General features: G+C 67.4%; 9 protein-coding genes. 1 reads left to right on the top strand and 8 read right to left on the bottom strand.

Features of this window, described 5'->3' with window-relative positions; all coding sequences use genetic code 11:
• Position 1: 1 nt before the first annotated feature.
• From ACVOLJ_RS02720 to ACVOLJ_RS02705, 4 genes are all read right to left on the bottom strand, one after another.
• Positions 2-13,519 carry a filamentous haemagglutinin family protein gene (locus ACVOLJ_RS02720; protein ID WP_481563401.1) on the bottom strand — a complete coding sequence of 4,506 codons (13,518 nt, stop codon included), beginning with the start codon at positions 13,517-13,519 and terminating at the stop codon, positions 2-4.
• A gap of 294 nt (positions 13,520-13,813) precedes the next feature.
• Entirely contained in the window at positions 13,814-14,857 is a 1,044-nt protein-coding gene (locus ACVOLJ_RS02715; protein ID WP_481563400.1) for a FecR family protein, read from the bottom strand.
• Entirely contained in the window at positions 14,854-15,384 is a 531-nt protein-coding gene (locus tag ACVOLJ_RS02710; protein WP_176022236.1) for an RNA polymerase sigma factor, read from the bottom strand. The genes ACVOLJ_RS02715 and ACVOLJ_RS02710 overlap by 4 nt, the downstream gene beginning before the upstream one ends.
• Positions 15,381-16,034 (bottom strand): STN domain-containing protein, encoded by a 654-nt coding sequence (locus ACVOLJ_RS02705; protein ID WP_481563399.1) that lies wholly within the window; start codon positions 16,032-16,034, stop codon positions 15,381-15,383. Before ACVOLJ_RS02705 ends, ACVOLJ_RS02710 begins: the two co-directional genes overlap by 4 nt.
• 176 nt (positions 16,035-16,210) lie before the next feature.
• Between ACVOLJ_RS02705 and ACVOLJ_RS02700 the strand changes: the two genes are divergently transcribed.
• On the top strand, positions 16,211-16,564 hold the full coding sequence (locus tag ACVOLJ_RS02700) for a hypothetical protein (protein ID WP_481563398.1): 354 nt from the start codon (positions 16,211-16,213) through the stop codon (positions 16,562-16,564).
• Between the two features lie 132 nt (positions 16,565-16,696).
• Here the strand turns inward: ACVOLJ_RS02700 and ACVOLJ_RS02695 are convergent, their stop codons facing one another.
• The 4 genes from ACVOLJ_RS02695 to ACVOLJ_RS02680 all read right to left on the bottom strand — a co-directional run bounded on the left by ACVOLJ_RS02695 (position 16,697) and on the right by ACVOLJ_RS02680 (position 25,361).
• Positions 16,697-17,158 (bottom strand): adhesin, encoded by a 462-nt coding sequence (locus ACVOLJ_RS02695; RefSeq protein ID WP_481563397.1) that lies wholly within the window; start codon positions 17,156-17,158, stop codon positions 16,697-16,699.
• Between the two features lie 310 nt (positions 17,159-17,468).
• A complete protein-coding gene (locus ACVOLJ_RS02690) occupies positions 17,469-18,824 on the bottom strand; it encodes a Gfo/Idh/MocA family protein (protein ID WP_481563396.1) in 1,356 nt (451 codons plus the stop codon).
• A 64-nt stretch (positions 18,825-18,888) separates the two neighbouring features.
• Entirely contained in the window at positions 18,889-21,870 is a 2,982-nt protein-coding gene (locus tag ACVOLJ_RS02685) for a TonB-dependent receptor domain-containing protein (RefSeq protein WP_475278672.1), read from the bottom strand.
• A gap of 131 nt (positions 21,871-22,001) precedes the next feature.
• Positions 22,002-25,361, bottom strand: coding sequence for a TIM-barrel domain-containing protein (locus tag ACVOLJ_RS02680; protein ID WP_481563437.1), 3,360 nt, complete (start codon positions 25,359-25,361; stop codon positions 22,002-22,004).
• Positions 25,362-25,390: the final 29 nt, after the last annotated feature.

The following is a 25,390-nucleotide window of genomic DNA, read 5'->3' as shown; positions in this document are numbered from 1 at the left end:
GTCATTGCCGCTTGGCCGCAGAAGTGGCCATGCGTGCACGCTGTTCGGCGGTCAATTCGCCCATGCCGACCACCTGCACCACGCTGTCCGGGTCGTAGCGGTCGTCGTCGCGCGCCGGACGCGTGCTGCTGGTGGCCTCGCCAAAGCCGAGCACCTGCACGCTGATGGTCGACGGCTGGGCCTGATGGGTCTGCCGCTTGACCATCTCCTGCGCTGCCTGCACGGCACTGCTGGCAGCGGTACTGGCCGAGGTCAGCGCATTGACGTTCACCGCAGCCACTACCGGGATGCCAGCGGACTTTCCCTGCACCTGGATGTTGTCGGCGTTCAGTACCTGCAGCGCGGCCAGGTTGACGTTGCCGGAGACCCGGATACCGGCCTCACCGGCGTCGATGGTGCCCAGCGGCGCGATCAGGTCGATGTCACCCGGCGCGATCTCCGGAATCGGGTTGAGGGTGGCGATGCCGGCGCCGGTGGTGGGCGTGTTCGGTGACAGGCTGACGTTGCCCACGCTGTCGTAGACGCGGCGCTGCGGGGTGTAGACCACGGTGGTCTTGCTGCCACGTCCGGCGTTGATGTCACCGCCGGCCGACCAGGCCAGGATGTTGCCGCCGAAGGTGGTGAAGACACGGCTCTGGCCGAGCAGGATGCTGTCACGCGCGTAGATGCTGATGTCCCCCTCGCCCTGGGTCATCACGCCCGAGCCTGCGCCCGGCACGAAGCCACCGTCGATACCGACCAGCGTGCGTCCGCCCGGGGTCATGATCTGCACGTCACCGCCGAACTGGGTGTGGATGCCGGCGTCGACCACTTCGTAGTACGCCACGCCGTAGGACGGACTGCCCATCGCCTGCCACTCGGCCTTGCTGATGTAGGTCTTGCCCGGTGTCGGCCGATCCTTGCCGACACCGTTGGTGCTGATGTACTCGTCCACATACAGCGCACTGCTGAACAGCGTGAGATCGCCGTTGTAGCGGCCACCGTTGTCACCGCCGGGCAGCAGGGTGGCGATCGCTTCACGACCGCGCACGTAGCTGCCAAAGCGCTTGCCATCGGCATCGTTGTACTCGCGGCCGGCGCTCTTCAGTTCGGCGTAGTAGACATTACGCAGGAACGCATGCTGCTGCTCGGCGGGCAGGGCCGCGAAGAACGCGCGCGCATCCATCGTGCGGGCATCGAAGTGCAGGCCCAGGCCGTTGTCAGCGCTGAAGCGGGTGCTCAGCCAGTTCACCAGATGCAACTGGCTCTGCAGGCGGAACTCGCGCGCCAGCGAACGGTTGGCGACACTGCCGCCACTGGTCAGTGATGCAGCGCGCGCCTGGTCCAGTTCGGCCTGCTTGCTGTCCAGGTAGGCGCTGGCGCCGGCGGCGTCGCCGCTGTATCCGAATTCGCGCTGCAACCATTGCGGCAGCGTCAGCTCGCCACTGTAGATCGACGCGGCCTTGCCGGGTTGCTCGGACAGCGGCCGCTCCGGATCGGCCAGGTTCATCGCATCCAGATAGCGCGCAGCAAATGCATTCCAGTCCGCACCGGCGCCCATGCCAGCGGCCACCACGATGCCTGCACCGCTGCCGCGGTCGCTGGAACCTGCCTCGACAACGTTGCCCAGCGATTTGATCTCGCCCTTGTCGGCCAGGTACACGTTGCGCCCGGCACTCACATCCAGAAGGCCGGGGCCGGTGACATAGAAGGTGCTGAAGCGGATGTCACGCCCGGCCTGCACCACCGAGATGTCATCGGCGTGGCCGTGCGCGATCAGGTTGCCGCGGCCTTCGCCGACGGTATCCTTCTGGCCCAGGCCGGTACCGCTGTTGCTGATATCGCGGCCGGCGCGGATGGCCACCGGAATCGAGCCGTCATAGCGGTAGCCATCGCGCGCCTTCAGCCCCAGCTCGGCGATCTGCCCCATGCGCAGGCCGACGATGTCACCCTGCACGGCGTAGTAGCGCGCCGGCTGCTGGCCCACGGCCGCATAACCGGAGGTGGCCTGGCTGCCGAAGTTGAGCAGCGAGGCGTTGCTGATGCGGCCGTTGCCATCGGTGATCCAGTCGTTGAACGCGATGTTGGCCGCTGCCGCGTTGTGAACGCGCGTCGGGTTCAGGCCGAGCGGCCCGCCGCCGGTCTGCGAGGTGATGCCCATGAAGGCCGGATTGAACGGACTGCTGAGCGCTGCGGGGTCGGCGGTGGATGCGGTGATGGCATAGCCACTGGCGTAGATCGAGTCGCCCGCCAGCAAGGCCAGCTCGCCCTTGCCGGTGACATTGATGAACTGGCTGCCCTGCGGCGAGGGTGCCAGCGTAAGTCCGCGCAGTACCCGCAGCGGCGTGCTGCCGAAGTTGTTGCGCAGCGCGGTGGTGCCCACGCCGTAGTAGAGGCTGCCGTTGGCGGCCACCGCACGCAGGATGGAGGGATAGAAATCGCCATCCAGGGTACCCGACGCATTGCTGCCGCGGCGGTCAATGGCGATGTCCTCGCTGTTGGCACCGCCGGCCCACTCGGTGGTCGGGGTCAGGTTGCCACCGGCACTGAACAGGTCGACGCTGGTGGAAGGCGTCCACAGCGAGAACGAGCTCCAGCCCTCGCCCGCCAGCTGGCGGCCGGCATAGGTGAACGGTGTGGCGTTGAGCAGTTTGGTGCGGCCCGGATCGCCGACGCCGCCCAGCACCAGGTCACCCCGGGTATCCAGTCGCGCCGACGAATCGCCCAGCACCAGCACCGGGCCGCCACCGGCATAGGCACGGCCCGCTGCAAACGGATCGCCGCCGCGCGAATCGATGTGGTCCAGCACTCCATAGCGCAGTTGCAGACCGCCCAGCGTGCCGGCTTCCACGCGCAGCGCGCCGCGCAGGTTGACCAGCGTACTGTTGAGGTCGTGTTCGTTGCGGCGCAGTTCCGCGTTGGGGTTCAGGCTGCCGCCGATGCGCAGGTCGAGGTCGCCGCCACCGGTCAGTACCAGATCGCCCGACGCAGTCATGCGCCCGCTGCTGCCGACCGCCAGGTTCAGGCCCTGGCTGCGCGGCACCAGTGTCTTGTCCAGACTCTGCGCCCCGCGGTTGAGGCGCGCGTCGCCGCGGGCGGACTGGATGCCGGCATCGCCGCCGGCTTCCACCACCAGGTTGCCGCCGCCGAGCGTGCCGACGCCGGTGAAGCCTGCCAGGAATGGAGCATTGGCATAACGCGCGTTGGAATTGGCCAGGTAGGTGCCATCGGCTGAACCGGGCACGTAGGTGCCGAAGTTGACCCACCACGCGGCAGGCGTGCCGGTGCTGCCCGGCGTCACGCTGCCGGTGCCCTGTCGCCACAGCCAGTTGCCGAGGGCCACCGACCCAATCTGCCCACGCATCATGCCGAAGGACACGTTGTTGCGGGTCTCGCCACCGGCACCGATCAGGTCACCGACCAGGTTGCCACCGGCACGTACCAGCACATTGCCACCGTGCTCGGGATACCAGGCGCTGTAGAGACTCTGTGCACCACCGTCGATCAGCGGCCGGAACGCAGCCTCCTGGTCCTTCCACAGCAGGCTGCCATCCTTCAGCGCGCCGCGCGGCTGGTTGTAGGGGTCAACACCGTTGCCAGCGGCCAGCGATGCCGCTGCGGTGCCTGCGGTGTACACGCCATAGGGCGAATGCATCTGCAGGTCGCCGGCGGCCACCAGGTCGAGGTCGCCGGTGCCTGTACGCAGCACGCTGAACACCTGCTCGCGGGCGGGCCGGGCGATGTCGGCATACTGCGGCGGCACCCCCGGATTGGCCTCGTGCACGGGCGCGCCCAGGCCCCACTCATTGAGCTCCAGCGGGCTGGAGATGATCAGCCCGAACAGGATCAACATGTCGATGTTGTCCTGGGTGATGACTTCGCCGGCAACCACCTGGCTGGGCAGGCCGATCGAGTTCCAGGTATCGGCATCGACGTCCACCGCCCAGCGGTATTCCGCCGGAATGCCAGTGCCCGGCACCGGTGCGTTCTCCACCAGTACGCCGTAATGGGTATCGGCCAGGCGCACGGTGCCGGTGGCGTTGCGTGCAACGGCGCGGGTGTCGGCCGCCTGCAGATCCGCGCCCGCCACCAGGCGCAGGTCAAACGACTGCGAGCCGCCGGCCAGCATCGGTGCCAACGCCCAGGTACGCCCCTGGTTGCCGTTGGCATCGGCCGGACGCAGGTTGATCGACTCCGCGCCGCCGGGCAGCTTGACGTCGGTTTCCGATGGCAGGATCGCGCCCTTGGCCAGCAGCAGCGGCTGCGCCAGGCTCATGCCCACCGGCAGCGGAACGCCGGCCGGCCAGATGCCGGCTGCCATCGGGGTTGCCGCAGGAACACGGAAGCCGGCATCCAGCTGCGTGCCAGCTGGCAGCGTCGTGGCCTTGGCCAGCAGCGTGCCGGCTGCATGCAGCAGCACCCCGTTGCCATCGCGGATGGCCGCACCCAGAACGGTGCCTGCCGGCAATGCCAGCTCACCGGCCAGGGTCATGCGCGATGGCAGCTGCGTGCCTGAAGGCAACTGCATCGCCGCCACCGGCACGTCGAAATTGAGCGTGCGGCCTGGCTGGAACGCGCTTCCCACGTCCAGCGTGACCACGCCGCCCTGCGGAATCACCACTTCACCACCGAAGGGAATACGCCCGTTCGGAAGCAGCCAGCCCTTGTCGTCCGGCGTGCTGCCCATCAGCAGGCGCGAGCCATCGAAACCGTCGCTGATGCTGCCGAACACCACCAGGTCGCCCGCCGCGCGCAGTACCAGCGCGCCCGCTTCACCGGACCCGTACTGGCTGGTCTTCTGCAGATGCGGGTTGAGGCTGGCGTAGCGATAGCCGGACAGATCGATATCGCCATCCACGTGCAGATGACCATCGCGATTGACCGACGCATCGGAACTGCTGCTGATCTGCACACCCGGGCGCAGATGGAACTGGTCGCCATAGGCACGCAACCCGGCCAGCTTGCCGTCGATCAGCGCACGGTTGCCCAGCGCATTGTCGATGAAGGCCGTACTGTCGCCGTGGATCGTGTCCAGGTAGGCCTGGTTGATGGCCTGGTAGCTGCGGCCATCCACCGTTGCATCGGTGCCGGCGGCAGCGTCGGTGTAGGTCTGGAAAGCGTTGACGGTGATCGCGCGGGCGCCATCGATGCGCAGCGGCGCCGAAGCATCAATGGCGACATCATTGCCGCGCGCGCCTCCCAGCCGGGGCGCGTTGAGCGCAACACTGCCGTACGCCGCAGGTGCGCCGCCGACACCGAGATCCATGCGCGCGCCAGCGCCAAGCGCCAACAGCCCGTTGCCCGAATCCAGTTCGATCACTGCCCGGTTCGGTGCTTCGATCACCTGGCCGTAGCTGTCCCGGCGCAGCACGCTGCCATGCGCATCCAGCACCGCAGCCGAGCCCAGGCTGAGGCCATCGCGTGCCGCCAGGCGGATGCTGCCCACCTGCTCGCCCGCCGCATCGATGCGGCCCTGTACGGTCAGATGGCCGGCATCGACCGAGACGTTCACCTCGCGTGCCTTCAGCCCATCACTGATGACCAGATCGCCCTGCTTCAACTGGAAGCTGCGACCACCGAAGACCTGCCCGGCGTTGAGGCGCGTGTTGAGGGCGGCGAAGTCGTCGATATGCTGCGCGCGCAGATCAAGATAGGCGCTGCTGTAAGGCACCCAGGTGCCGCCGGTGTCGTAGCGTCCACTGCTGCCGCCCAGCACCTGGCCGGCCAACGCGACATTGCCGGCGTCTGCACCCAGTGCGAACGCATTGAGACGGCCACCCCGGTTGTTTTCCGCCGACAGGTCGATGCGTGAACCTGCCGCCTGCACGATGTTGCCGGCCTTGGAATCCAGCGTGACATCACCGCCCCAGCTGTAGCGGCTGACATCGAACATGTCGATGCGGCGCCCGGCGAGGTCCAGCTGCGCGCCATCGCCCAGGCGCACGTCGTCCTGTGCGGCCAGCTGCAGCTTGCCACTGGGCAGCTGCACGCGGGTATCCAGCAGCAGATCGCGGCCGGCCTGCAGTGAAAGCTCGGCACCCAGTGCCGCTGCCGGATCGCTGACGACCGCGTTGCCGCCCTGCGCGGCGACCACGGCGATGCGGCCGCCGGCACTGATCCGGTTGATCGAGCCGGCGGCACCGGTGAACAGCGGCGTGCTGATCAGCAGATCACCACCGCTGTAGTCGAATGCCTTGGCCTGCGGGTTCCAGCCACCCTGCGACTGGTGCACCGACAGGCTGCCGATGTGGTTGGCGCTGACGCGTTCGCTGGCATTCAGTGCAACCGTGCCGAAGCCCAGCGTCTGCCGGTCGTGCACGGCCACGGTGTCCGGCTGGGACTGCTCGGCATAGCCGAACAGGATCTGCCGCGCATCCACCTGCAGCTGGCCACTGCCGGTTCCTGCGCCACCGGCAACGACATTGCCAGCCGGGCGCGCGCTGCCATTCCAGACAAGAGTATCGGTACGGATGCGGGCCACCGCATCGGCCCCGCCCTGGCCACGGATGGCAGGCGTGGTCAGCACCAGTTCGCCCAGCGTCGACCTGCCGCTGGCATCGAGCGTGGACAGCTCCACCGAATCGAAGAAGTTCACAGCATCGCCGGCGGTCAGTACCAGCTTTTCCAAGGCCGGCGCACCGGTACTTGTGTCTCCACGCAGCAGTCGGTCCAGCACCTGCTGGTTGAGGGTGAGCCCGGCCGGCAGCAGGCCTTCGGCAGCCATCCGGGCCAGCGCATCGCTGCTGCCAACATTGATGTTGCCGACAGCCAGCACCAGTTTGCGGGCCCCGTAACGCGCACTGTCGGCCAGTTCGAAGCCTGCCGTGGTGGCGGCGGTGAGGGTGCCGCCTGCATATAGCGTGGTGGTACCGCTGCAGCTGCGGTCGGCGCCGCAGCCGCCAATCAGGATGTCGCCCTGGCCATAGCGCGCCTCGGTGCTGGTTCCCGGTGCCAGCATGTCCAGCGAACCGTTGGATACCGCCAGTACCGCCGTGGTACCCGGGTCGAAGATGTAGCCCGCCGTCGAATCCCACGCCGCAGCACCCCGGCCGAGCGTGTTGATGGATGCGCCCTGCTCCACCGTGATGCCGCCGTCGCGCGCACCGGCCACCAGGAACACCTGTGCCGCCGACAGTTCCGCGCCACTGCGCAGCACCACCTGCGAGGATGCCTGCCCGTTGCTGCCAAAGCCGAGCTTGTAGGCGTCCTGGGTGATGCGGTTGGCCTGGAACACCGAGGTCGGCGAGCCACCAATGGTCATCGTGTTGGCAGCGACCGCGTTCAGCGCATCGGCATGCACCGACAGGCCACTGAAGCCGTCGGTGGCGGTACTGCCCGGCGCCAGCACTTCCAGCGCACCGGGGCTGCGCACGACCAGGTCACTGCCGTAGCCGCCGCTGGCCGCAGCGCCGCGGACGCTGCCTGGCGCCACTGCCAGCGCGTGCAGTCCGGGCGTGCCGGCCTGGCGATTGGAAAGATCCAGCGTCAGCCGGCCGGCATCACGTTCCAGCCTCGGCCGCGGTGCGCCGTCGCGCTGCGCCCACGCCAGACCGAACTGCGCGTAGCTGGTTTCGTTGTATTGCGAGTACTGCCGCAGGGTATCGGCGGCAGTGACGATCACCTGCGAGGTCAATGCATCCTGGATACCGGTGCCGGCCGTGCTGAACCGGGCCGCCGTGCTCCACGATCCATTGCGCATCGCCGTGCTGGCGCCGAAACCGGCCTGGCTGCTGGCCTGGCCATTGAGTTCCACCCGGAACGCACCCGGCAGCAAAGCGTAGGTGGACGGCAGCAGGGTGTAGGTTCCGGCCGGCAGGCCCGGCACACCCGCACCGATCTGGATCTGGCGGCCGATGGCCGGATCGCCGGCTCCCTTCTCGGCGGCGATCGGCGCCGCATCGGCCTGCGCGCCCGGCACGATCGCATAGACCGGATTGCTGGACAGGCCAGGCAGCACGAAGCCGCCGCCGTTGGCATCGATCTGCACCAGCGGATTCAACCGTGCATCGGTGGAACCGCCACGGCCGCCCAGGAACGCCGCGCCACTCAGCTCACCGCCGCCGGACAGGTCCAGCACCGCACCGGCCTGCACATCGATGCTGTCGCCACGCAGGATGACACCACCGAACTCGTTGCCGCTGCCGCCGATACCCTTGTAGACCGCATCCAGGCCGTCATGCACATAGGTCAACCCATCCTTGGTGCCGCCGTAGGGCAGGCGCAGGCCCGCAGCACTGACCGAGGTCACGCTGCCCGGCAACAGCTGCACGCGGCTGGCCAGTGCGAAGTTGCCGCCCTCGGACTGGCCGATCACCAGTTCGCCCAGCGGCGCGCGCACCACGCCGCCCTGTTCGATGTTGGACGAGAGCAACCGCAAGCTGCCAAACGCCGCCAGCGGTGCAGCCGGCACTGCATCGCCACTGCGTTCCGCGCGCAGCGAGCGTGCCGGGTCGTACACCACCTGGAACTGGCCCCACTCATCGACGGTACCCTTCTTGCCGGCGCGGATCTCGCCCACGGCCTGGGTGGCGGGATAGATCTGGCTGGCAGCCAGCACCAGGTCGCCCACCGTATCGATCGAACTGCGGTCGCGCACCTTCGATTTGAGAAGACGCAGGTCGCCCTTGCTGCGCAGCGCCACGGTTTCAAAGCCGTCGCGCTGGACGTCGACGGTGCCGGCGCCCTGTGCCAGTCTGCCGGAGGTGCCAAAGGCCACCGACTCGATCACATCCAGCACGCTCGCGTCCACGCGCAGCGTGGAGGCATCGCGCAGCGAAGGCAGGCGCTGGATCTCCGGCAGCGGCAGGGTGTGTGCATCCTTGGCGCCACGGGTATTGCCGGCCAGCCGCACGTATGGCGCGGCCAGCGCCACCTGCGCGCCATCCTCGCTGTGCTCTGCCAGGCTGAAATTGCTGGCGGTCAGGCGCAGGCCCTGGTGCATCGCCAGGTCCACACCGTGGTTGAAGCTCATCACACCGTTGACCAGCAGCCCCAGATTGCCGAAGCCACCGGCCTGGATGCGGTCGACCCCGATCGCGGCGCGTCCATAGACCAGTGCTGGATCGGCCTGGCCGGGTTGCAGCGCAGTGGCCAGGCCACTGTCTGCCTGCTGCTGGGTCACGTTGAACTCGCGCAACGAGCGCACGCGGTCGTCCGGGTTGCCGGCCAGCAGATAGTTCGGCGCTTCCAGCGCAACCGACAGGGTGCCGCCGGCCGCTCCATGTCCACCTGCAGCTGCACGCAGGCTGCCCTCCAGGAACAGGCCATTGAAGCTGGCCAGGTGCAGCACACCACCATCGCCCGCCACATCGGTGGCGCCCTGGCCCGGCACGTCGAACGTGGCACTGGCACCGGAGGCATCAAGGCGTGCACCTGGGCGCACCACCACGAACGCATCCACGCCATCGACGCTGGTAGCGTTGGCGTCGTAACGGCCACCCACCTGGATGCGTCCGCCATCGCCGGCCAGGCCGAAACGCTGGCCGCGCGCATCACGCTCCACCTGCGCAACGCCGGAAACATCCAGCACGGCGTGGTCGCCGATCCACAGCGAGCGGTCGTGGCCCTTGGGCGAAGCGGCAATCTCGCCCAGCCCCATGTCGAGGATGTCGATGCGGCCGCTGTTGGCCTGCACTGTGCCGTCCACGGTGATCTGGCCATTGCCGGCCAGGCCGATGCTGCGGCCGTTGTCGACCTGCAGGTGCGCGCCCTGGCCGACCGACAGTGTCGCCAGCGGGCCCATCGTGCTGCCCGCACGCAGCTGCAGATCAGCGCCCTTGCGCTGCTGCAGCGTCGCCTTGGCAGTGTCGGCGCTGAACTCGGGCGCCAGCCATGCCTGCAACGCCTCGCTGGGCGAACTGCCGCTGCGCAGCGCGCGTGCATGTTCCAGATCCAGCTGCAGTACCGGCATGGTCACCCGCAGGTGCGCGCCCGGCGCCACGGCCAGACTCTGCTGGCCAGTCACCTCATAGCGCGCGAAACCTTGCTCGAACACTTCGCTGGCCAGTTGCAGCTGGCGCTCCACGGCCACATCCTGGGCCAACACGTTGCCGGCGGCGATGCGCGTGCCGGCGGCGAAACGGATATCGCTCGGCGCCAGGCTGCCGGCCTTCAACGTCGCCGCCGACGGCAGTACCCGGATGCCCTGCGGGAACACGTCGGCCGGCACCAGGAAATTGATCGGGAAACCGCCCTGGAAGCCGGTGATCTGGGTGACGACGGTGCCGGCCGCCAGCATCGGCGGCGGCGTCCACACGTTCACCGTGAAGGCACGCCCATCCAGCGTGCGCAGCACATAGGAGTCGGCGTTGGCCACCGGCTTGGGCGGGGTCCAGCTTGCGGCCAGGGTGAGGTGGGTTTCCGGCCGGGCCGGATCCACCACTGGCTGCGTGCCCAGCGTCTCGCCGGGCTGGGCCTGTACGCGGGTGTAGGCATAGTCGATCGGCAACGTGCTGCCCGCCAGCACCTGGAAGGTATCGGAGGTAAGCAGATCGATCGGCGCGCGCTCACCCGCACGCAGCAGGCCATCGCTGCCGGCCACCTGCCCACCGATCACCACCGCCTTGCCCGATTGCAGGCGCAACGTGCCGCCGCCCTTGACGCCATGGCCGCGCAGTTCGCCCTGCAGGCTCAGCTGGCCCGCCGCCACGCCGGCCACCGGCGCTTCGTCCAGCGCGCTGGCGACCAGCCCGATGTCGCCGCCACGACCGCCACGCAGGCGGTCGTCGGCCTGCAACGCCGCGCCCGAAGACGCATCCAGGCGCGCGCCGCGCGCGACCTGCACATCCTGACTGCTGCGCAGCTGGATGCTGCCACCATCCACGTACGGCATGCCCGCAATGCCAAGCGGATCGGTCTGCAGGTTGCTCCACAGGCCACGGGTATCAAGCAGCACGCCCTCGCCCACCACCGTGCGCGCACGGCCGTTGGCGGCCACCGGAACCAGTACACGATCGATCCAGCCGGTACTCTCATTCCAGCCGGGCACGATGTTGCCCAGTGCGATCGCGCCGCCACGGGCCACAAGATCGGCATTCACCTGCACCTCGGTGGCATGCAGCCCCAGCGTACCGCCCGCTGCCATCTGCAGCGCCTGGTCCACCACCACGGCATCGCGTGCGTAGACCTGCAGGCCGCCCAGCGCCAGACCATTCAGCCACGACGCATCCAGATGCATGCCGGTGCTGCTGTCAGCCTCTGCAACCGGCGCACCGCCGATCTGCACCGTACCGGTCACCGCCGAAGGCGTGTAACGCAGGCCGTGCAGGTCCTTGTCCTGCACCGCACGCTGCTGGCCGATCACCAGCTGGCCATTGCGGGCCACGGCCGTCTGCGCCTGCAGGTAACCATCCAGATCGGCCTGGCGGGCATTGATCTGGCGGTCGCCCTGGAACGTTGCCGTCTCGATGTCGCCCTGCAGCTGCGCCGATTGCGTGGCCACGATCACCCGGCCCGCATCGCGGCCCACCACATAGCCGTTCTCCAGGCGCTGGCGCGCACCGATCAACGGGTTGTAGTGGTACTCGGTGGTTCCCCAGCGTGCATGGCTGCTCTCAAAGCCCTTGTAGAGTCCGGTGTAGAGCAGGTCGCCCGGTGCGGTGGAGGCGTTGTACAGACGGCCATCGGCCCCCTTCAGGTGGGTCTGCTGGATGTAGCCGGTCTGCACATCCAGGGTGCCGCCGGACAGGTTGATCTGTGAACCCGCGCGCGTCTGCAGGTTGCCGCCACTGAACTGCACGGTGCCACCCTGCGCCGACCATTCGCCGATACCGTGACCGGTAACGCCCAGGTAGCCGCTCACTTCCAGCAAGCCGCCGGCGGTGTACCAGCGGTCGGTCTCGTAGCCATTGGTGCCCGCCGGCACCAGGGTCAGGTCGCGCCGGTCCAGCCAGACGTTGTTGCTGTTGAGCTTCTCGCCAAGGCGGTTGACCGGCGCATCACGCTGTTCGTTGCCTTGCACATTGATCTGGACGTTGTTGGCTTCCATCGCGATCTTGACGCCGACATGGCCGGACACATCGATACGCGCGCCCTGCTGCAGCTCCGTGCTGCGTGCATCCACGTAGACCTGCCCGCCGGTGGCCAGCGTCAGGCTGTTCTTCTCGAAGCTGACATTGCCGGCTGTATCGATCTGCACCAGCGACTGGTCGCGGCGGTGCTGGATGCCATCACCGGCCTTGTCCGAATCAAGCAACAGCGTTTCGCGCTGCACGTCCAGCGCGGTGGTGGCCGAGTCATCCAGCACGATGGCGGTGGTGCTGCCCTGCCCCAGCTGGATGCTGCCCTCGGCATCGTTGCGCTCATTGCGCAGATGGATGGTGCCGCGCGTATGCACCGAACTGGTGGCCACCAGCGTGCCGTGCTGCTGCACATCGTGGCCGACCAGGGTGATGTCACCGGTACTGGCCTGCACCAGGCCGGTGTTGCTGACCACGCCTGCCGCAGCATCGACCGGCATGCCGGCGGCTGCGGGCGCGCGCAGTGCGGTCACCACGTTGCCGCGGGTGGTGGAGGTCAGGTTCTGCTCGGTGCCCAGGCCCTTGCGGATCACGAACGCATCGCCGGCGGCCAGCACGGTCTGCCCGTTGGCGCTGCTGATCTGGCCGTGGTTGCTGACCTGCCTGCCGAGCAGCAGCACGTAGCCGCCGCCTTCGGTCACGGTGGTCGGCGCATGCGTGGTGATCTGCGCACCGCGCTCGACCACCACATCGCCGGTGGCCGCCGCATGCGCGAAGCTGTTGGTGCTGGTGCTCAGTTCGTTGCCGAAGGTGGGAATGAAGGCCGTGCCCTGCGCATCGCTGTACAGCCCCTTGCGGAACTGCGCATCACTGATGTTCACCGCCGAAGCGGCGAGGTTGCGCACGTTCACCTGGCTGTTGCCGTCGAACACCACGCCGTTGCGGTTGACCAGCATCACCGTGCCCTGGCCCTGGATGCGGCCGAGGATCTGCGAGGGCCGCGCGGACGGATCATTGATGCGGTTCAGCAGTGACCAGCCCGCCTGCTGGTCGAAGTCGACCACGGTATTGCGGCCGACGTTGAAGGTTTCCCAGTTGAGGATGGCCTTGTCGGCGGTCTGCGCGATGCTGACCGTGGTGGTTCCATCCTTGCTGCTCTGCACCGGCCCGCTGGCGTTGGACCAGCCTTTGGTCAGCGCATCGTCGTCGACCTTCAGGCCACCCTGGCCCAGGCCATCGGGCACCTGGCTGGCGCGCAGGCGCGCCGCATCGCGGGCGCTCTGCTGCAGGCGCTGCTGCATCGCGATGGCCTGCGCGGCGGTGCCGAGGTTATCCAGCGAAGTCTGCAGCGTCTCACGCGCTTTCTGCGCCTGCGCGTCGGTACGCACCAGGTTGGATGGCATGCCGTTGGGCAGGCGCCCGCTCTGCGCCGCATTCTGCTGCTGCACGCCCTTGCTGGCGAACCACGCGGGGCTGAAGGCCTGCTGCGCCGATGCCGCCCCCACCATGCCGCCGGCCATCAACAACAGGGTGATGGCCTGCGCCAGCGGCTGCACCTGCGGTGCCTGTGCAGTTGCGCGCATACCCGGATCGTTCTGCTGCTTCACCATCGCCATCACCCGTCGCAATATCGTTCGCTGATAAGGGCAAGCGCGTGCCGCCGCCGCACCGCATCGGCATGTCCCCGGGAACAGGGGCAGCCTGACGTTGCATTGCGTTGCGCTTGTTACGGTGGATAAGACCGGGCTGGATGGCAGCGACTGAACCGCTGCAACAAAAATTTCATCTGCAGATGACGCACTGTCGAACAACCGCGCCAATGTCATCGCAACGTCATGCACGCGTGCTTGAATCGCGCGCCCGCAGGGTGCGGATGCTCAGCCCAGCAACACCACGTCGCCGGGCATGCTGACAACGCGTGCGCCATAGGCGTCGCGCACCAGGTCGATGAAGGTATCGATGCGTTGCAATGAGATACGCGCCTGCACCCGGCGCTGCGACAACGCGTTGTCTGCGATGACGATGCGGCCGGTGCGGTAGCGGTTGATCTCTTCAACCACTTCCGAAAGAGGCTGGTCGACGAACATCAGCCAGCCGTGCCGCCACGCGTCGACGCGCTCGGCAGGGACCTGCCCCACCGAGGCAATGCGGTCACTGTCCAGCCGTGCCTGCCAGCCCGGCTGCAGCGCCAGCGTGCGCGCACCATGAACGAGCGCAGCCACACCGGCCAGGCAGGTCACACGCACATCCGCACCCACGCAACGCACGTTCACCCGCGTCCCGGGGTCCAGCGTCACCCGCGCGCCCTCCACCTGGATCTCGAAGCTGCGCCGTGCCCACGCAGGCAGTGCGAACTGCGCCTCGCCCTGGCTCAACTGCAGGCTGCGGGCGTGCTCGACGGACCGTCGCAGGCTGGTACGCGTGCCCATCGCCACCGTCACGCCCTGGATCTCCAGCTCGCGGCGCTCACCGGTGGCGGTGCGGTAATCGGCGCCCAATGCACCCAGCTCTGGCCACAACCCCAGCGGCGAACTGGCCACCAGCCAGCAGCCGCCGGCTGCCGCCGCGACCGCGCCACCCAGGAACGCCCTGCGCCCCATCCGTGCGCGACTGCGTGGCCGGGCGTGGCTGTCGGTGTGGATCGTTGCCGGCAGGCTCGCCACCGGCTGCGCTGCGTCGGCGGTGGGCGTCTGTTGCGGCTGCGCGCCGACCGCCTGCAGCGCCGGGCCCAGCGCCTTCCACAGCGCATGCGCACGTGCGAATGCCGCCGCGTGGCGCGGGTCCAGCCCCCGCCATCTACGGAAGGCATCGGCGTCGGCTTCGCTCACTGCCGCACCGTGCAGGCGCAGCAGCCAGTCCTGGGCCTGCTGCTGTACGTCCGCCGGCGGTGGGGAGGCCATATTCGTCTTCATATCAGTCATGACGGTTTTCCGGCGCCAGGACCGAACCGCTGCACCAACGGCCGGTCCAGCCGGCCCGCGCAGTGCTGCAGGGCCTTCTTCAGTTCCTTGCCGATCATCCGCGCCGATACCCCATGCTGCAGGGCGATGGTCTCGATCGGCAGCTGCTCGATGCGCGCGGCCACCAGGATCGCGCGCTGGCGCTCGGGCAGCTCGCGCAGCGCCAGCTCCAGCTGCGCCATTTCCACCTGGCCGAACGTCACCGTGGCCGGATCCAGGTGGTCGGCGGTCTCGTCCATCAGCGCATCCAGCTCGGTGCCGGTCAGCATCCGTGCGTGGGCCTGTCGCTGGTCGCTGGCGGCGTTGATCGACATGCGGAACAGATAAGCCACCGGGCTGCGCTGCGGCACGATGTTGCCCATCCGTTCCACGCGCAGCCAGGTTTCCTGCAACGCGTCCAGCGCCAGGTCGTCCGAGCCCAAGCGGCGGCGCAGACGCTTGCGGAAGGCTTCATAGTGATCGAGGAACAGCCCGCGCAGCGCCGTCATCGCTCGGCCCTGCAGGGTGGCGTGCGGCCTGCTGTATGTGGCAGCAACAGCAGCGTCACCGGCTGCGGCAGGTCCGCCGGAAGCCCGGGCATTGCCAGGTCACTCAGCCGCCGGACAATCGCGGCATCACGGCGTGGGTCGCCGCTGCTTTCCCGCACCTCGGCACGGCTCACCCGATGCTTGGTGGGGTCCATCCACAGCTGCAGCACCACCCGGTAGCCGCCCGGGCGGGTTGAGCGCGTGCCGCACAGTGCTGTCTCCAGTGAATGCTGGATGACACGCGCAGCTCGGCGCTGGGACCCAGCGGGGTCTGTTGCAGAGGGTGTACCGGCATTGGCCGGGCCTGCACCACTGGACGCCGGGGTCTCACCCGCTACCAGCGTGAACCCGCCACCGTCGACAAAGCGAGGGGTCAAGCCCGTGCCCTGCAGCAGCATCTGCAGCGCCGGCAATGGCGCATGGCGTCCACTGACTGCCGTCGAGCGCAGGCCGCCCAGCATGCGGGCATCGATCAGTACCGCCACCCCCGTGGTCTCCCCGTACAACTGCAACGCCTGTGGCAACGGTTGGGCTGGAATGTCGAACAGGTGGGTAGACGCCTCGGGCGCAGCAACCGTGCCGGCCCAAGCCAGCAGAGCCGGCGCCAGCATCCACGCGAGGCACAACAGCCAGGCAACACTGCGGATGCAGCGATCACGCCTTCCCGCCCGCATTGCCGGCCCCCCGTCCTGCGCTCCGGTGTCATCAAACTGCATGCAAGACACGCCAGCATCACAACGCCAAGCCGGTCACGTTAGGTCGGCTTCATTGCAACCTGGTGACACCCATGCATCTCCTGCGCTGGCTTGTTACAGGCGTCTTTCTGCTGCTGCCGCCGTACGCGTGGGGCGGCCCGGCAAAGGCTGCGCCTGCGCCGGCCGACACTGCCTGCATCGAGGTGGAGGTCAACGGCGAGCGCATCCCGGACTACGTATGCATGAGCGAACGGCTGGCGCCCGCGTCGCGCAAGCCCATGCCGGAGATGCCGGCTTCCGAGCAGCGGGTGCGGCAGGCGCCAACCGCGCTCGGCGTGGCCCACCGTGCGGCTACGCAGCAGCGGATGGGGAACAGCTTTGGTGTTTCAACGCGGCCGCAACGCCCGCAGTCGCCACCGCCTGCACCTGTGGTGCCACGAAGGTGAAACCAGAGCTACTTGCTCCACACATGGAACCAGCCGGTCTGCTCCTTTTCAGCACACGCAAAGACCCACTGTGTTCCGATCGTGCTGAACGTGGCGGGTTCCATCGCATCACCGATCGCTTGCGTTTGCAGATCAACGTCGATAAGGAGCGAACGACGACGAGCGATGCACACAGGCCTGAAGATCGCGAACGACGATGGACAACTCCTGCCCTTGGTGCACGGCACCGGGCAGGAAAGCGCCTGTGCCGTCGTACAGGAAGGTCTCCACTTCACCGGGTGCCACTACCAGATACGCAACGGGCGGTTTGACCTCCTCCAGAACCGCACTGAAGGGGTGCCAGTTCGCCCCGCTTTCCTTGCGGATATCGGTCGTTGCCGCGTGTGCATACAGCTGGCGATCCACGTTGGCCAGTGGCAACCGCAGTGACTGCGGCCCCTCCGTTGTGATCTGAAAGCGGCCCTGGGCCACGCCATCCAAGGTTTCACTGCCGATGTAGCTGATCGCGACCTGGGGCCAATGCACGGCAGCGGTCGGGTACGATGCGCACGCGGTCAGGCCCGCGGCCAGGATGAGAATGACCAACCGGATCATGGGCTGGAATCCGGCGTAGCCCGGATGATCGGGCCACGTACGTGCCTGATCAGCCTCGCATCACCAGAGCCCGTGTCGACACGGAGCCGGGAAAGCGGTTCGGCTGGTAGAGGATCGATGGTGGTCATGGCCCTGCACGCACGGCGCAGACCTCATCATTGTCATTGCTGTAGTTCATGCCCATCGGCTCGCTACAGATCCACAGGCCTCACAGACTAGCCCAACCCGCGTCGGCCAGTCAGCCTTCCACAAACAGCAACGCCGGGCATGGCCCGGCGCTACCGTTACAGCATGGAAGGGGTTTCAGAACTCAGTACTTTCCATCAAACGCAAAAATAGGCTTGCGCTGCTTCCACGCACCGGCAGTGAAATCCGGGAATTCCAGCGTCTGGAAACTGTTGGCGATCGACTGCTCGCTCAACGGCGTAATCGCACTCCACGTCACCGCATCGTAGATATCGATCGGCATCGGCGCCTTGGCCTTCAGCGCTTCCACGAATGCGTGGATCACGAACCAGTCCATGCCGCCATGACCGGCACTCGCGGCGGTGTCGGCATTCTGCTTCCACAGCGGATGTTCGTACTGGTCCTGGTAGGTCTTGAACTCTTCCCACTGGTGCGGCGGGCTGCGGCCCTCGATGTGGATCGAATGGTTCACATCCATCCACAGGCCCTTGGTGCCCTGCACGCGGAAGCCCATCGAGTACGGGCGCGGCAACGAGGTGTCGTGCTGCAGCAGGATGGTTTCGCCGTTCTCGCAGGCCAGCGTGGTGGTCACGATGTCGCCGAGCTTGAACTTCACCTTGGTGCTCGGGTGGGTGGTGCCGCCGCTCTTGGCCACGGTGTACTCGTGCAGGCCGCGCGCCTTGGTCGCGAATGCATTGATGTGGGTGAAGCGGTTGCCACGGTTGATGCCGGTGTACATCGCGCACGGGCCGATGCCGTGGCTGGGGTACAGCTCACCATTGCGCTCCACCGAATGCTCGGTGCGCCAGCGTGCTTCGCTCCAGCCCTTGGGCCCGAACTCCACGCCACTGTCGTAGGGCTGTTTCGGGTCGCCGGAATTGAATTTCACGCCGCGCAGGTCGTGCTGGTAACCGGCCTGCAGGTGCACCAGTTCGCCGAACAGGCCCTGCCGCACCATCTGCAGCGCGGCCATCACATCGCGGCGGTAGCAGACGTTTTCCAGCAGCATGTACGGGGTGCCGGTGCTCAGCTGGGTCTTCAGTACGTCCCAATGGTCCTGCAGGGTAATACCGGCCACCACTTCACAGCCCACCGCCACGCCGGCCTGCATCGCGGCAATCGCCATCGGCGCGTGGTATTCCCATGGGGTGGCGATGATCACGCCATCGATGCCCTTCTGTTCCAGCAGGCGCTTCCAGGCATGGGTGTCGCGATCCTGGCCGTAGGTCTTCGGCGCGGGCTTTCCAGCCTTGGTCACCATCTCCACGGCGCGGCCGAGCATGATCGGCTCGATATCGCACAGGGCAACGACCTCCACGTCGTCGCGGCGCACCAGCTCCTTCAGCAGCACCAGGCCACGCATGCCGGTGCCGATCACCGCCAGGCGGATCGTGCGGCCACGGGCCCAGGCAGGCGTCTGTGGCAGCAGGCTGCTGGCGGCAACAGCGGCACTGGCCGCGATGAATTCCCTACGCTTCATGGCAAACACTCTCCTCTTGAAGGCGCACCGGCCTTGGCCGGTGCGCCAGTTCACGCAAACGGAATTACTTGAACCGGTAGCCGATGGTCACACTGTAACCACGACCGAAGATGGTGGCGTAGTCACTGGAGTCACCCAGGAAGCTGTTCGGATCGTAGAACGGCAGGCGGTTGAACAGGTTCTTGACGGTGAAGCTCAGGTTCCAGGCATCATCCGGGCGCCAGGTGACGCTCATGTTGGCGGTCCACCACGACGGCGCACCGTCGCACTTGCTTTCCTGCAGGGCCAGGTAGCCGCCGGTGCAGGTTTCCTTGTTGTTGCTTTCTGCGTCGATCTGGTCGGTGGCCCACTTGGTGCCGCCCACATAGTTGACAAACATGCTGGTGGTCACCTGCTTGTAGGTCCAATCGGCGTTCAGCGTCGCACGCAGGCGCGGGTTGTTGTAGTAACCCACCACGTCGCCGTAGTACCAGCCGTTCTGCTCGTCCATGTAGAAACGGTTGCGGTTGGCGATGGTGGCGGCCAGGCCGATGTTCAGCCCGCCCCACTCACCCAGCGAGAAGCGGCTGCGGGCGTCGATGTCGAAGCCATCGATGAGGGTCTTGCCACGGTTCTTGTACTGGCCCACAACGCTGGATACGTTGCCCACGCTGTAGCCGGGCAGCGCGCCCGGGCAGCTGACGCCGCTGGCCGGATCGCCGCACATCGCCGCCAGCGCGGCCAGGTTGGCGCGGTCGCTGTCGGTGATCGGCGAGCGGGTGGACGAGATGATGTCCTCGGCGCGGCGGTAGTCCGGCGCAACAATCTCGTTGTCGCGATAGATGAACCAGTAATCGGCCGACACCGACAGCCAGCTGGCCGGCTCGTAGACGAAGCCGAGCGTGGTGATCTTGGCCTTCTCCGGCTTCAGGTCCTTGTTCGGCTGGGTCATGCGGGCCACGGTGCGGCTGCAGTCCACGTTCAGCAGGCTCTTGCCCAGGTCGACATCGCCGCCACGTGCAGACTTCAGCAGCAGGTTGGCAATCGCATTGGTCTCGGCGCAGCGCACTTCATCGCGGTAGCCACCCAGCTGGGCGAACACGCCGCCGTTGCCGGACTCGGCCAGGCTGGGGGCGCGGAAGCCGGTGGAGTAGGTGCCGCGCAGCATCAGCTGCTCGAAGGCCTGGTACTTGAAGCCGATCTTCGGGGCGACGTTGGCACTGAAGTTGGGGTACTTGTCCACGCGCAGCGCGGCATCCAGCTCCAGCTTGTCGGTGATCGGTGCAACGGTTTCGGTGAACAGCGCATAGGTGTTGCGTGCACCGTCGAACCACGAACCACCCTGCTGGGTGATCAGGCCCGCCGCCGCATCGGCGTTGCCGGGGGTATAGAAGGTTTCGCGGCTGGCATTGAAGCCGAAGGCGGCGCGCATCTCACCGGCCGGCAGCTGGAACAGCGGCCCTTCGATCTTGCCGTCCAGAGTGTGCAGGCGGGTCCACGACTGGATGTCGAAGGTCGGGAAGGCCTCACGGATCAGGGCACCGTTGGCTTCGCTGATTTCGCCGAACTTGTACGCCGGGTGGTCGGAGATGATCACCCGGCCGGTACCCGGATCGATGCTGTACGGACCGAAGGCCTTCTCGAAGCCCTTCACGTTGACGTTGATGGTCTGGTAGGTGGTCGAGTGGGTGCCGGCGGTGGCGAACGCGGTTTCCCAGTTCCAGTCACCGACGTTGCCACGCGCGCCGGTCAGCACGCGGTAGCTCTTGTCGGTGTTGCGCTGGCCGAAGTAGTTGGCGCCGGCATCCTGCAGCAGGTACTGCAGGCCGACCACACCTCCCATCATCGCCTTCAGTTCCGGGCTGGCATGGTTGTATTCGTTGTTCGGGCCCAGGAACGGATACAGGAACTGGTTGACGTTGGTGCCGGTATCGCGCGAGAACCAGCTGGTCGGGTTGCCGGTGGTGGTGCCGTAGCTGCGCGGCGTGCCGCCGTTGGCGCGCAGGTCGATGTCGGTGTAGGTCGCCTCGGCGAAGATCTCGGTGCTGTCGCCCACCAGGAAGGTGCCATTGAGGTAGGCGGTGTTGCGCTCGGACTTGGCGCCGGCATCGATCTCGTTGTTCATCCAGGTTTCCCAGACGCAACGCGGGCCGGCCGCTTCACCCTGCAGCACGTTCTGGCAACCCGGTGCGGCTTCCTGCACGCGGCGGCCGGTGACCGGGTCGAAGGCGAAGTAGCTGCCCGGGTTGAACTGGCCCGGCTTGCTGCCCACGCCCAGGCGCAGGTTGTTCAGGTAGTTGGGGTTGTTGACGTAGTACTGGTCCGGGCGCTTGTCATAGAAGTCGGCCAGCGGAATCGCATCCCGGCGGTACATGTTGACTGCGCCGTAGATGTTGAAGCGGTTTTCGGTCAGGTCGCCGAAGCCGGCGGTGATGCTGGCTTGGCGCTCGCCGTAGGAGTCGATGCGCGAGGAGGTGTCATTGCTGAAGCTGATCTCCGCACCCTGGAAGTTGCGCTTGGTGATCACGTTGATCACGCCGGCCACCGCGTCGGTGCCGTACACGGCCGAAGCGCCGTCGGTCAGCACTTCCATGCGCTCGATGGCCGCAGCCGGAATCGCATCGATGTTGACGAACTGGGTCTGGAAGCCCGCCGGTGCGCCGTAGTACGACAGGCGACGGCCATTCAGCAGCACCAGCGTGCCCTGTGCGCCGAGGCCGCGCAGGTTGGCCTGCGATGCGCCGTCGGAACCGGTGAACAGCGAGCGCGCATCCTGCTGCGCCGGCCGCGCGGCCGGCAGGTTGTCCAGCACCTGCAGCAGCGTGCGCGCACCCATGTTCTGGATGTCCTGCTTGCTGATCACCTGTACCGGCGAGGCGGTTTCAACGTCGGTGCGGCGGATGTTGGAACCGGTGACCTCGATGCGGGCCAGGTCGGTGGCCTTGTCCTTGTCCTTGCTGTCCTGGGCGAAGGCGGGGGCGGCGACCGACAGCAGCACGCCGGCGATGGCCAGCGACAGCGGGGCGATGGAACGACAGGGGGGGCGGTGGTGGCGTGCGGGCAACATCGGGGTTCTCTCCTGGCAGGGGTGGCGGCGCGGAAGGCAGCACGAAAGCGATTGGCGGGCAAAACGCTCCCGGGCCACGGCTCGAAAGCCGTGGTCGGAATGGGCGGGGGAGGAGCGGTGTTACGAGGGGGTCATGGGGCGACGAAGCTGGCGGTGTCGCCCTCCTGGCCGATCAGCACGGCGTTGGCCCAGTTGGCGCAGACCTGGGCGGGTTGGCTGCCCTGCGCACCCAGCGTGCGCAGGCTCAGGGTGGAAAGGCCACGGATGTCCAGCTCCGGCTTGACCACGCCGGGTGCCTTCACCAGGCCGCTGTCGTACAGCAGCCGGTTGTCACCCCAGACCTGGAACTGCAGGCCGCCGGCGCTGCGGCAGGCATCGTCCACGCCCAGGTCGGCGCGCAGCAGGCGCCAGCCACCCTGCAGGCGCAGGTCGATGCGGCTGTTGGCAGCAACACCCAGGCCACGGCGGAACTGCAGGCCGTTCATGCGCATGCCGGCATCGCCGCTGAAGGCCTTGTCGGCACGCACCTGGCTGGCCAGCGCGGCCGGCACCGGCAGCTCGGAGAGATAGCGCTGCCGGGCCGGACGCTCCGGTTCCTGGTGTTCGAGAATGTGGAAGGTGGACAGCGCGATCGGGCCGACGTCGCGCGGCTGCAGCGCATCGAATGCACGCGCAGCGCCCTGCGCCGCCGTCACCATCGGATCGGTGCTGCTGGCGCCGTCGCCTTCGGGGTTCTGCACGCTCAGTACGCGGAAGCGCAGCAGCCGGCCGGCATGGGCCGGGAAGTCGATGCGCTGCACGCCCTCCTTCAGCTGCAGGTGGCCGCGGGCGATGGGCTCGCCCCACTCGCCGTTGCTGTCGCCCAGGTACACCTCGTAGTCGCGCACCTGGCCATGCTTCCAGTTCTTGTCATTGCGTGGCGCGATCTCGATGCCGTCGATCATCCTGCGTTCGCCGAATCCAATCACCCATTCGTGGGCACCGGTGCGCACGGCCTGGTTGCGCACGCTGCGGAACCAGGTACCCGGGTCATCGTCGAAGGCGTTTTCCAGCGCATGGCCAGGCTCTTCGGCCGGCCGGTTGACCACCAGCAGGCTGTCGGCCGGCAGTTCGCGGCCCAGCACCGGCGCGGCCGGGTAGGCATCGTCGGCGGCAGCGGCGGCGACTGCGAAGTCCAGCTGCAGCTGCAGCGGTTGGCGGATGTCCTGGCTGGCGGTGCGCACATGCAGCGTGCCGCGGCGTTCACCGGCGTCGAAGTACCAGCCTTCGCTGGCGCTGTTGAATGCAGCGGCATCGGCCAGGGCCGGCAGCGCGCGACCTGCGGCCTGCACCGTACGTGGCGCCTGCCGGCTCAGCACGCGCAGGCCGTAACGACGCTGCGCCAGCTGGCCCTTGTAGGTTCCCTGCACTGCGTCGATCTGCACCTGCACCGGGCCACTGCCCTGCGCCGGTGCCTGCACGCGGATCAGCTGCGTGCTCGACTCGCCCTGCTGGTAGCGGCGGGTGTTGCCGTCGTCTTCGTACAGCGTGTACTGCGATTCGCCCTGCGGATACAGGTCGAACGTCACTTCATCGAGGGGTTTTTCGCCGTCGAACAACATCGACGGATACATCGGCAGGATCGCACCGGCGCGCACGAACACCGGCAGCGTGGCCAGGTCCACCTGGCGGTCCAGCTGGCGGCCGTCGGCAGCGGCCTGCACGCGGCGGCCATCCCAGTAGTCGATCCAGCCACCCGCGGGCAGATGGATGTCGCGGCGCCAGCCACGGCTCGCGGCCTGGCTGCGGTACACCGGCGCCACCAGCAGGTCGCGGCCGAGCAGGAACTGGTACTTGTAGGTTTCATCCTGCGCGTGCGGATCGCGCGGGTTGTCCCACATCAGGCCACGCACCGGCGGCGCGCCGGTCTGCGCGGCCTCGTGCACCAGCCCGTACATGTACGGGGTCAGGCGCATCTTCAACTTCAGGTAGTCGCGGTTGATGCTGCGGTAGGGCTCGTCGTACCACCACGGATGCTTGCGCGCGTTCGACGACCAGCCGCTCATGCCCATCAGTACCGGCGTGAACGCCTTCCACTGCAGGTCGCGGGTGAAGGTCTCGGCGCTGCCGCCGAAGATCGCATCGACATCGCCGCTGGCATAGGCCATGCCGGACAGGCCCGACCCGACCAGGGTCGGCACGTGCCAGCGGATGTAATCCCAGCTGCTGCTCTGGTCGCCGGTCCAGGCCACCGCATAGCGCTGGATGCCGGCCCAGCCCATCACCGTCCACAGGAACGGGCGCGAATCGGAATTGTCGAGGATGCCGTTGAATGCCTGACGGTTGGCATCCATCGCGAACTGGTAGCCCTTGCCGGTCCAGGCCACGTCCAGCTTCTGCACGCGGCTGCCGGCCTTGCCCACTTCCCAGGCGATCTTGTCCACGCCGTTCTCGGTCCACAGGCCGGTGCGGAAACCGTAGTTGGCCAGGCCCTTCACCGTTTCCGGCAGCTGCTTGTAACCGCAGCCGTAGCCGTCATTGGGCAGGATCCAGCCACCGGGCATGTCATTGGCCCGGTACTGCTTGGCCACGCTGTCGATCACATCCGGCGTGGTGCCGGTCGGGCCATCGCTCCAGCCCTCGGGTACGGTGCCGGGCTTCTTGCTGTTGTCACCATCGTTGTAGCAATCGGCATCGCCGTAGGACAGCGCCCAGCGCGCGACCATGTTCGGGCGGCCGGTCAGCTGGGTGTAGCGTTCGATCAGTTTCGGCAGGTCGGCGCCGACGAAGTAGTACGCATCGAAGCGGTCTTCGCGGTGCAGCAGCGTGGCCTGGTCGGCCTCGCGCAGGTCGTAGCTGCCATCGCTCCAGGTGTTGCGCAGCATGCCCCAGCCGCGGCTGCTCAGCAGCATCGGGGCCGGGCTGGGGCGGTCGCCCTCTTCCCAACCGCCGGAATAGGACACTTCCAGTTCGCGGCCCTTGAACTGGTAACGGCCGTTCTGCTGGCCGCCACCGTAGTAGCCTTCGTCGGCCTGCGAGGACAACACCTGCACGCTCTGCGCGGCATCCAGATCCAGCGGCTGCAGCTCCTGCCACAACGCGGTGGGCTGGCCGTTGTCCAGCCGCTCCAGGCGCATGCGCAACGGCTGCCGTTGCACATGCAGCACCAGTGCGTCGGTGCGCACGCGGATTTCCTGCGCGTCTTCTTCCAGCTGCGCACGCACGTTGGCCTTCGGCTGCGGCAGCACGATCGGCGCGGCCTTGTCGCCGGCGCCGGTCAGCTTGCCGTTGCGGCCGGCCTGTACGCGGATGATGTCGGCGGCCGGCAGTTCGATGCGGATGCGTGCGCCGTTGTCGGTCTGCAGGTCCCAGCCCTGCACGCCCTCGCTGCCAGCGCTGGCACTGACCGAGCGCAGGTTGCCAACCGGTGCAGCCTGGGCAGTGGTGGTCGCCAGCATCAAGGCCGGCAACAGGGCCAGCAGCAGTGGTGAGCGACGAACGCAGATTTCCACACGTACTCCCAACCCGTTCACCGGGCGTT

This window comes from Stenotrophomonas sp. STEN046 (genome assembly GCF_056759755.1).
This window is presented reverse-complemented; position numbering and strand designations above follow the sequence as displayed.

Excerpts from the sequence above, each read along its gene's own strand:
- ACVOLJ_RS02695 (WP_481563397.1), bottom strand. The coding sequence starts at position 17,158 with ATGATCCGGTTGGTCATTCTCATCCTGGCCGCGGGCCTGACCGCGTGC.
- ACVOLJ_RS02720 (WP_481563401.1), bottom strand. The coding sequence starts at position 13,519 with ATGCGCGCAACTGCACAGGCACCGCAGGTGCAGCCGCTGGCGCAGGCC.
- ACVOLJ_RS02715 (WP_481563400.1), bottom strand. The coding sequence starts at position 14,857 with ATGACTGATATGAAGACGAATATGGCCTCCCCACCGCCGGCGGACGTA.
- ACVOLJ_RS02705 (WP_481563399.1), bottom strand. The coding sequence starts at position 16,034 with ATGCTGGCGCCGGCTCTGCTGGCTTGGGCCGGCACGGTTGCTGCGCCC.
- ACVOLJ_RS02685 (WP_475278672.1), bottom strand. The coding sequence starts at position 21,870 with ATGTTGCCCGCACGCCACCACCGCCCCCCCTGTCGTTCCATCGCCCCG.
- ACVOLJ_RS02710 (WP_176022236.1), bottom strand. The coding sequence starts at position 15,384 with ATGACGGCGCTGCGCGGGCTGTTCCTCGATCACTATGAAGCCTTCCGC.
- ACVOLJ_RS02690 (WP_481563396.1), bottom strand. The coding sequence starts at position 18,824 with ATGAAGCGTAGGGAATTCATCGCGGCCAGTGCCGCTGTTGCCGCCAGC.
- ACVOLJ_RS02700 (WP_481563398.1), top strand. The coding sequence starts at position 16,211 with ATGCATCTCCTGCGCTGGCTTGTTACAGGCGTCTTTCTGCTGCTGCCG.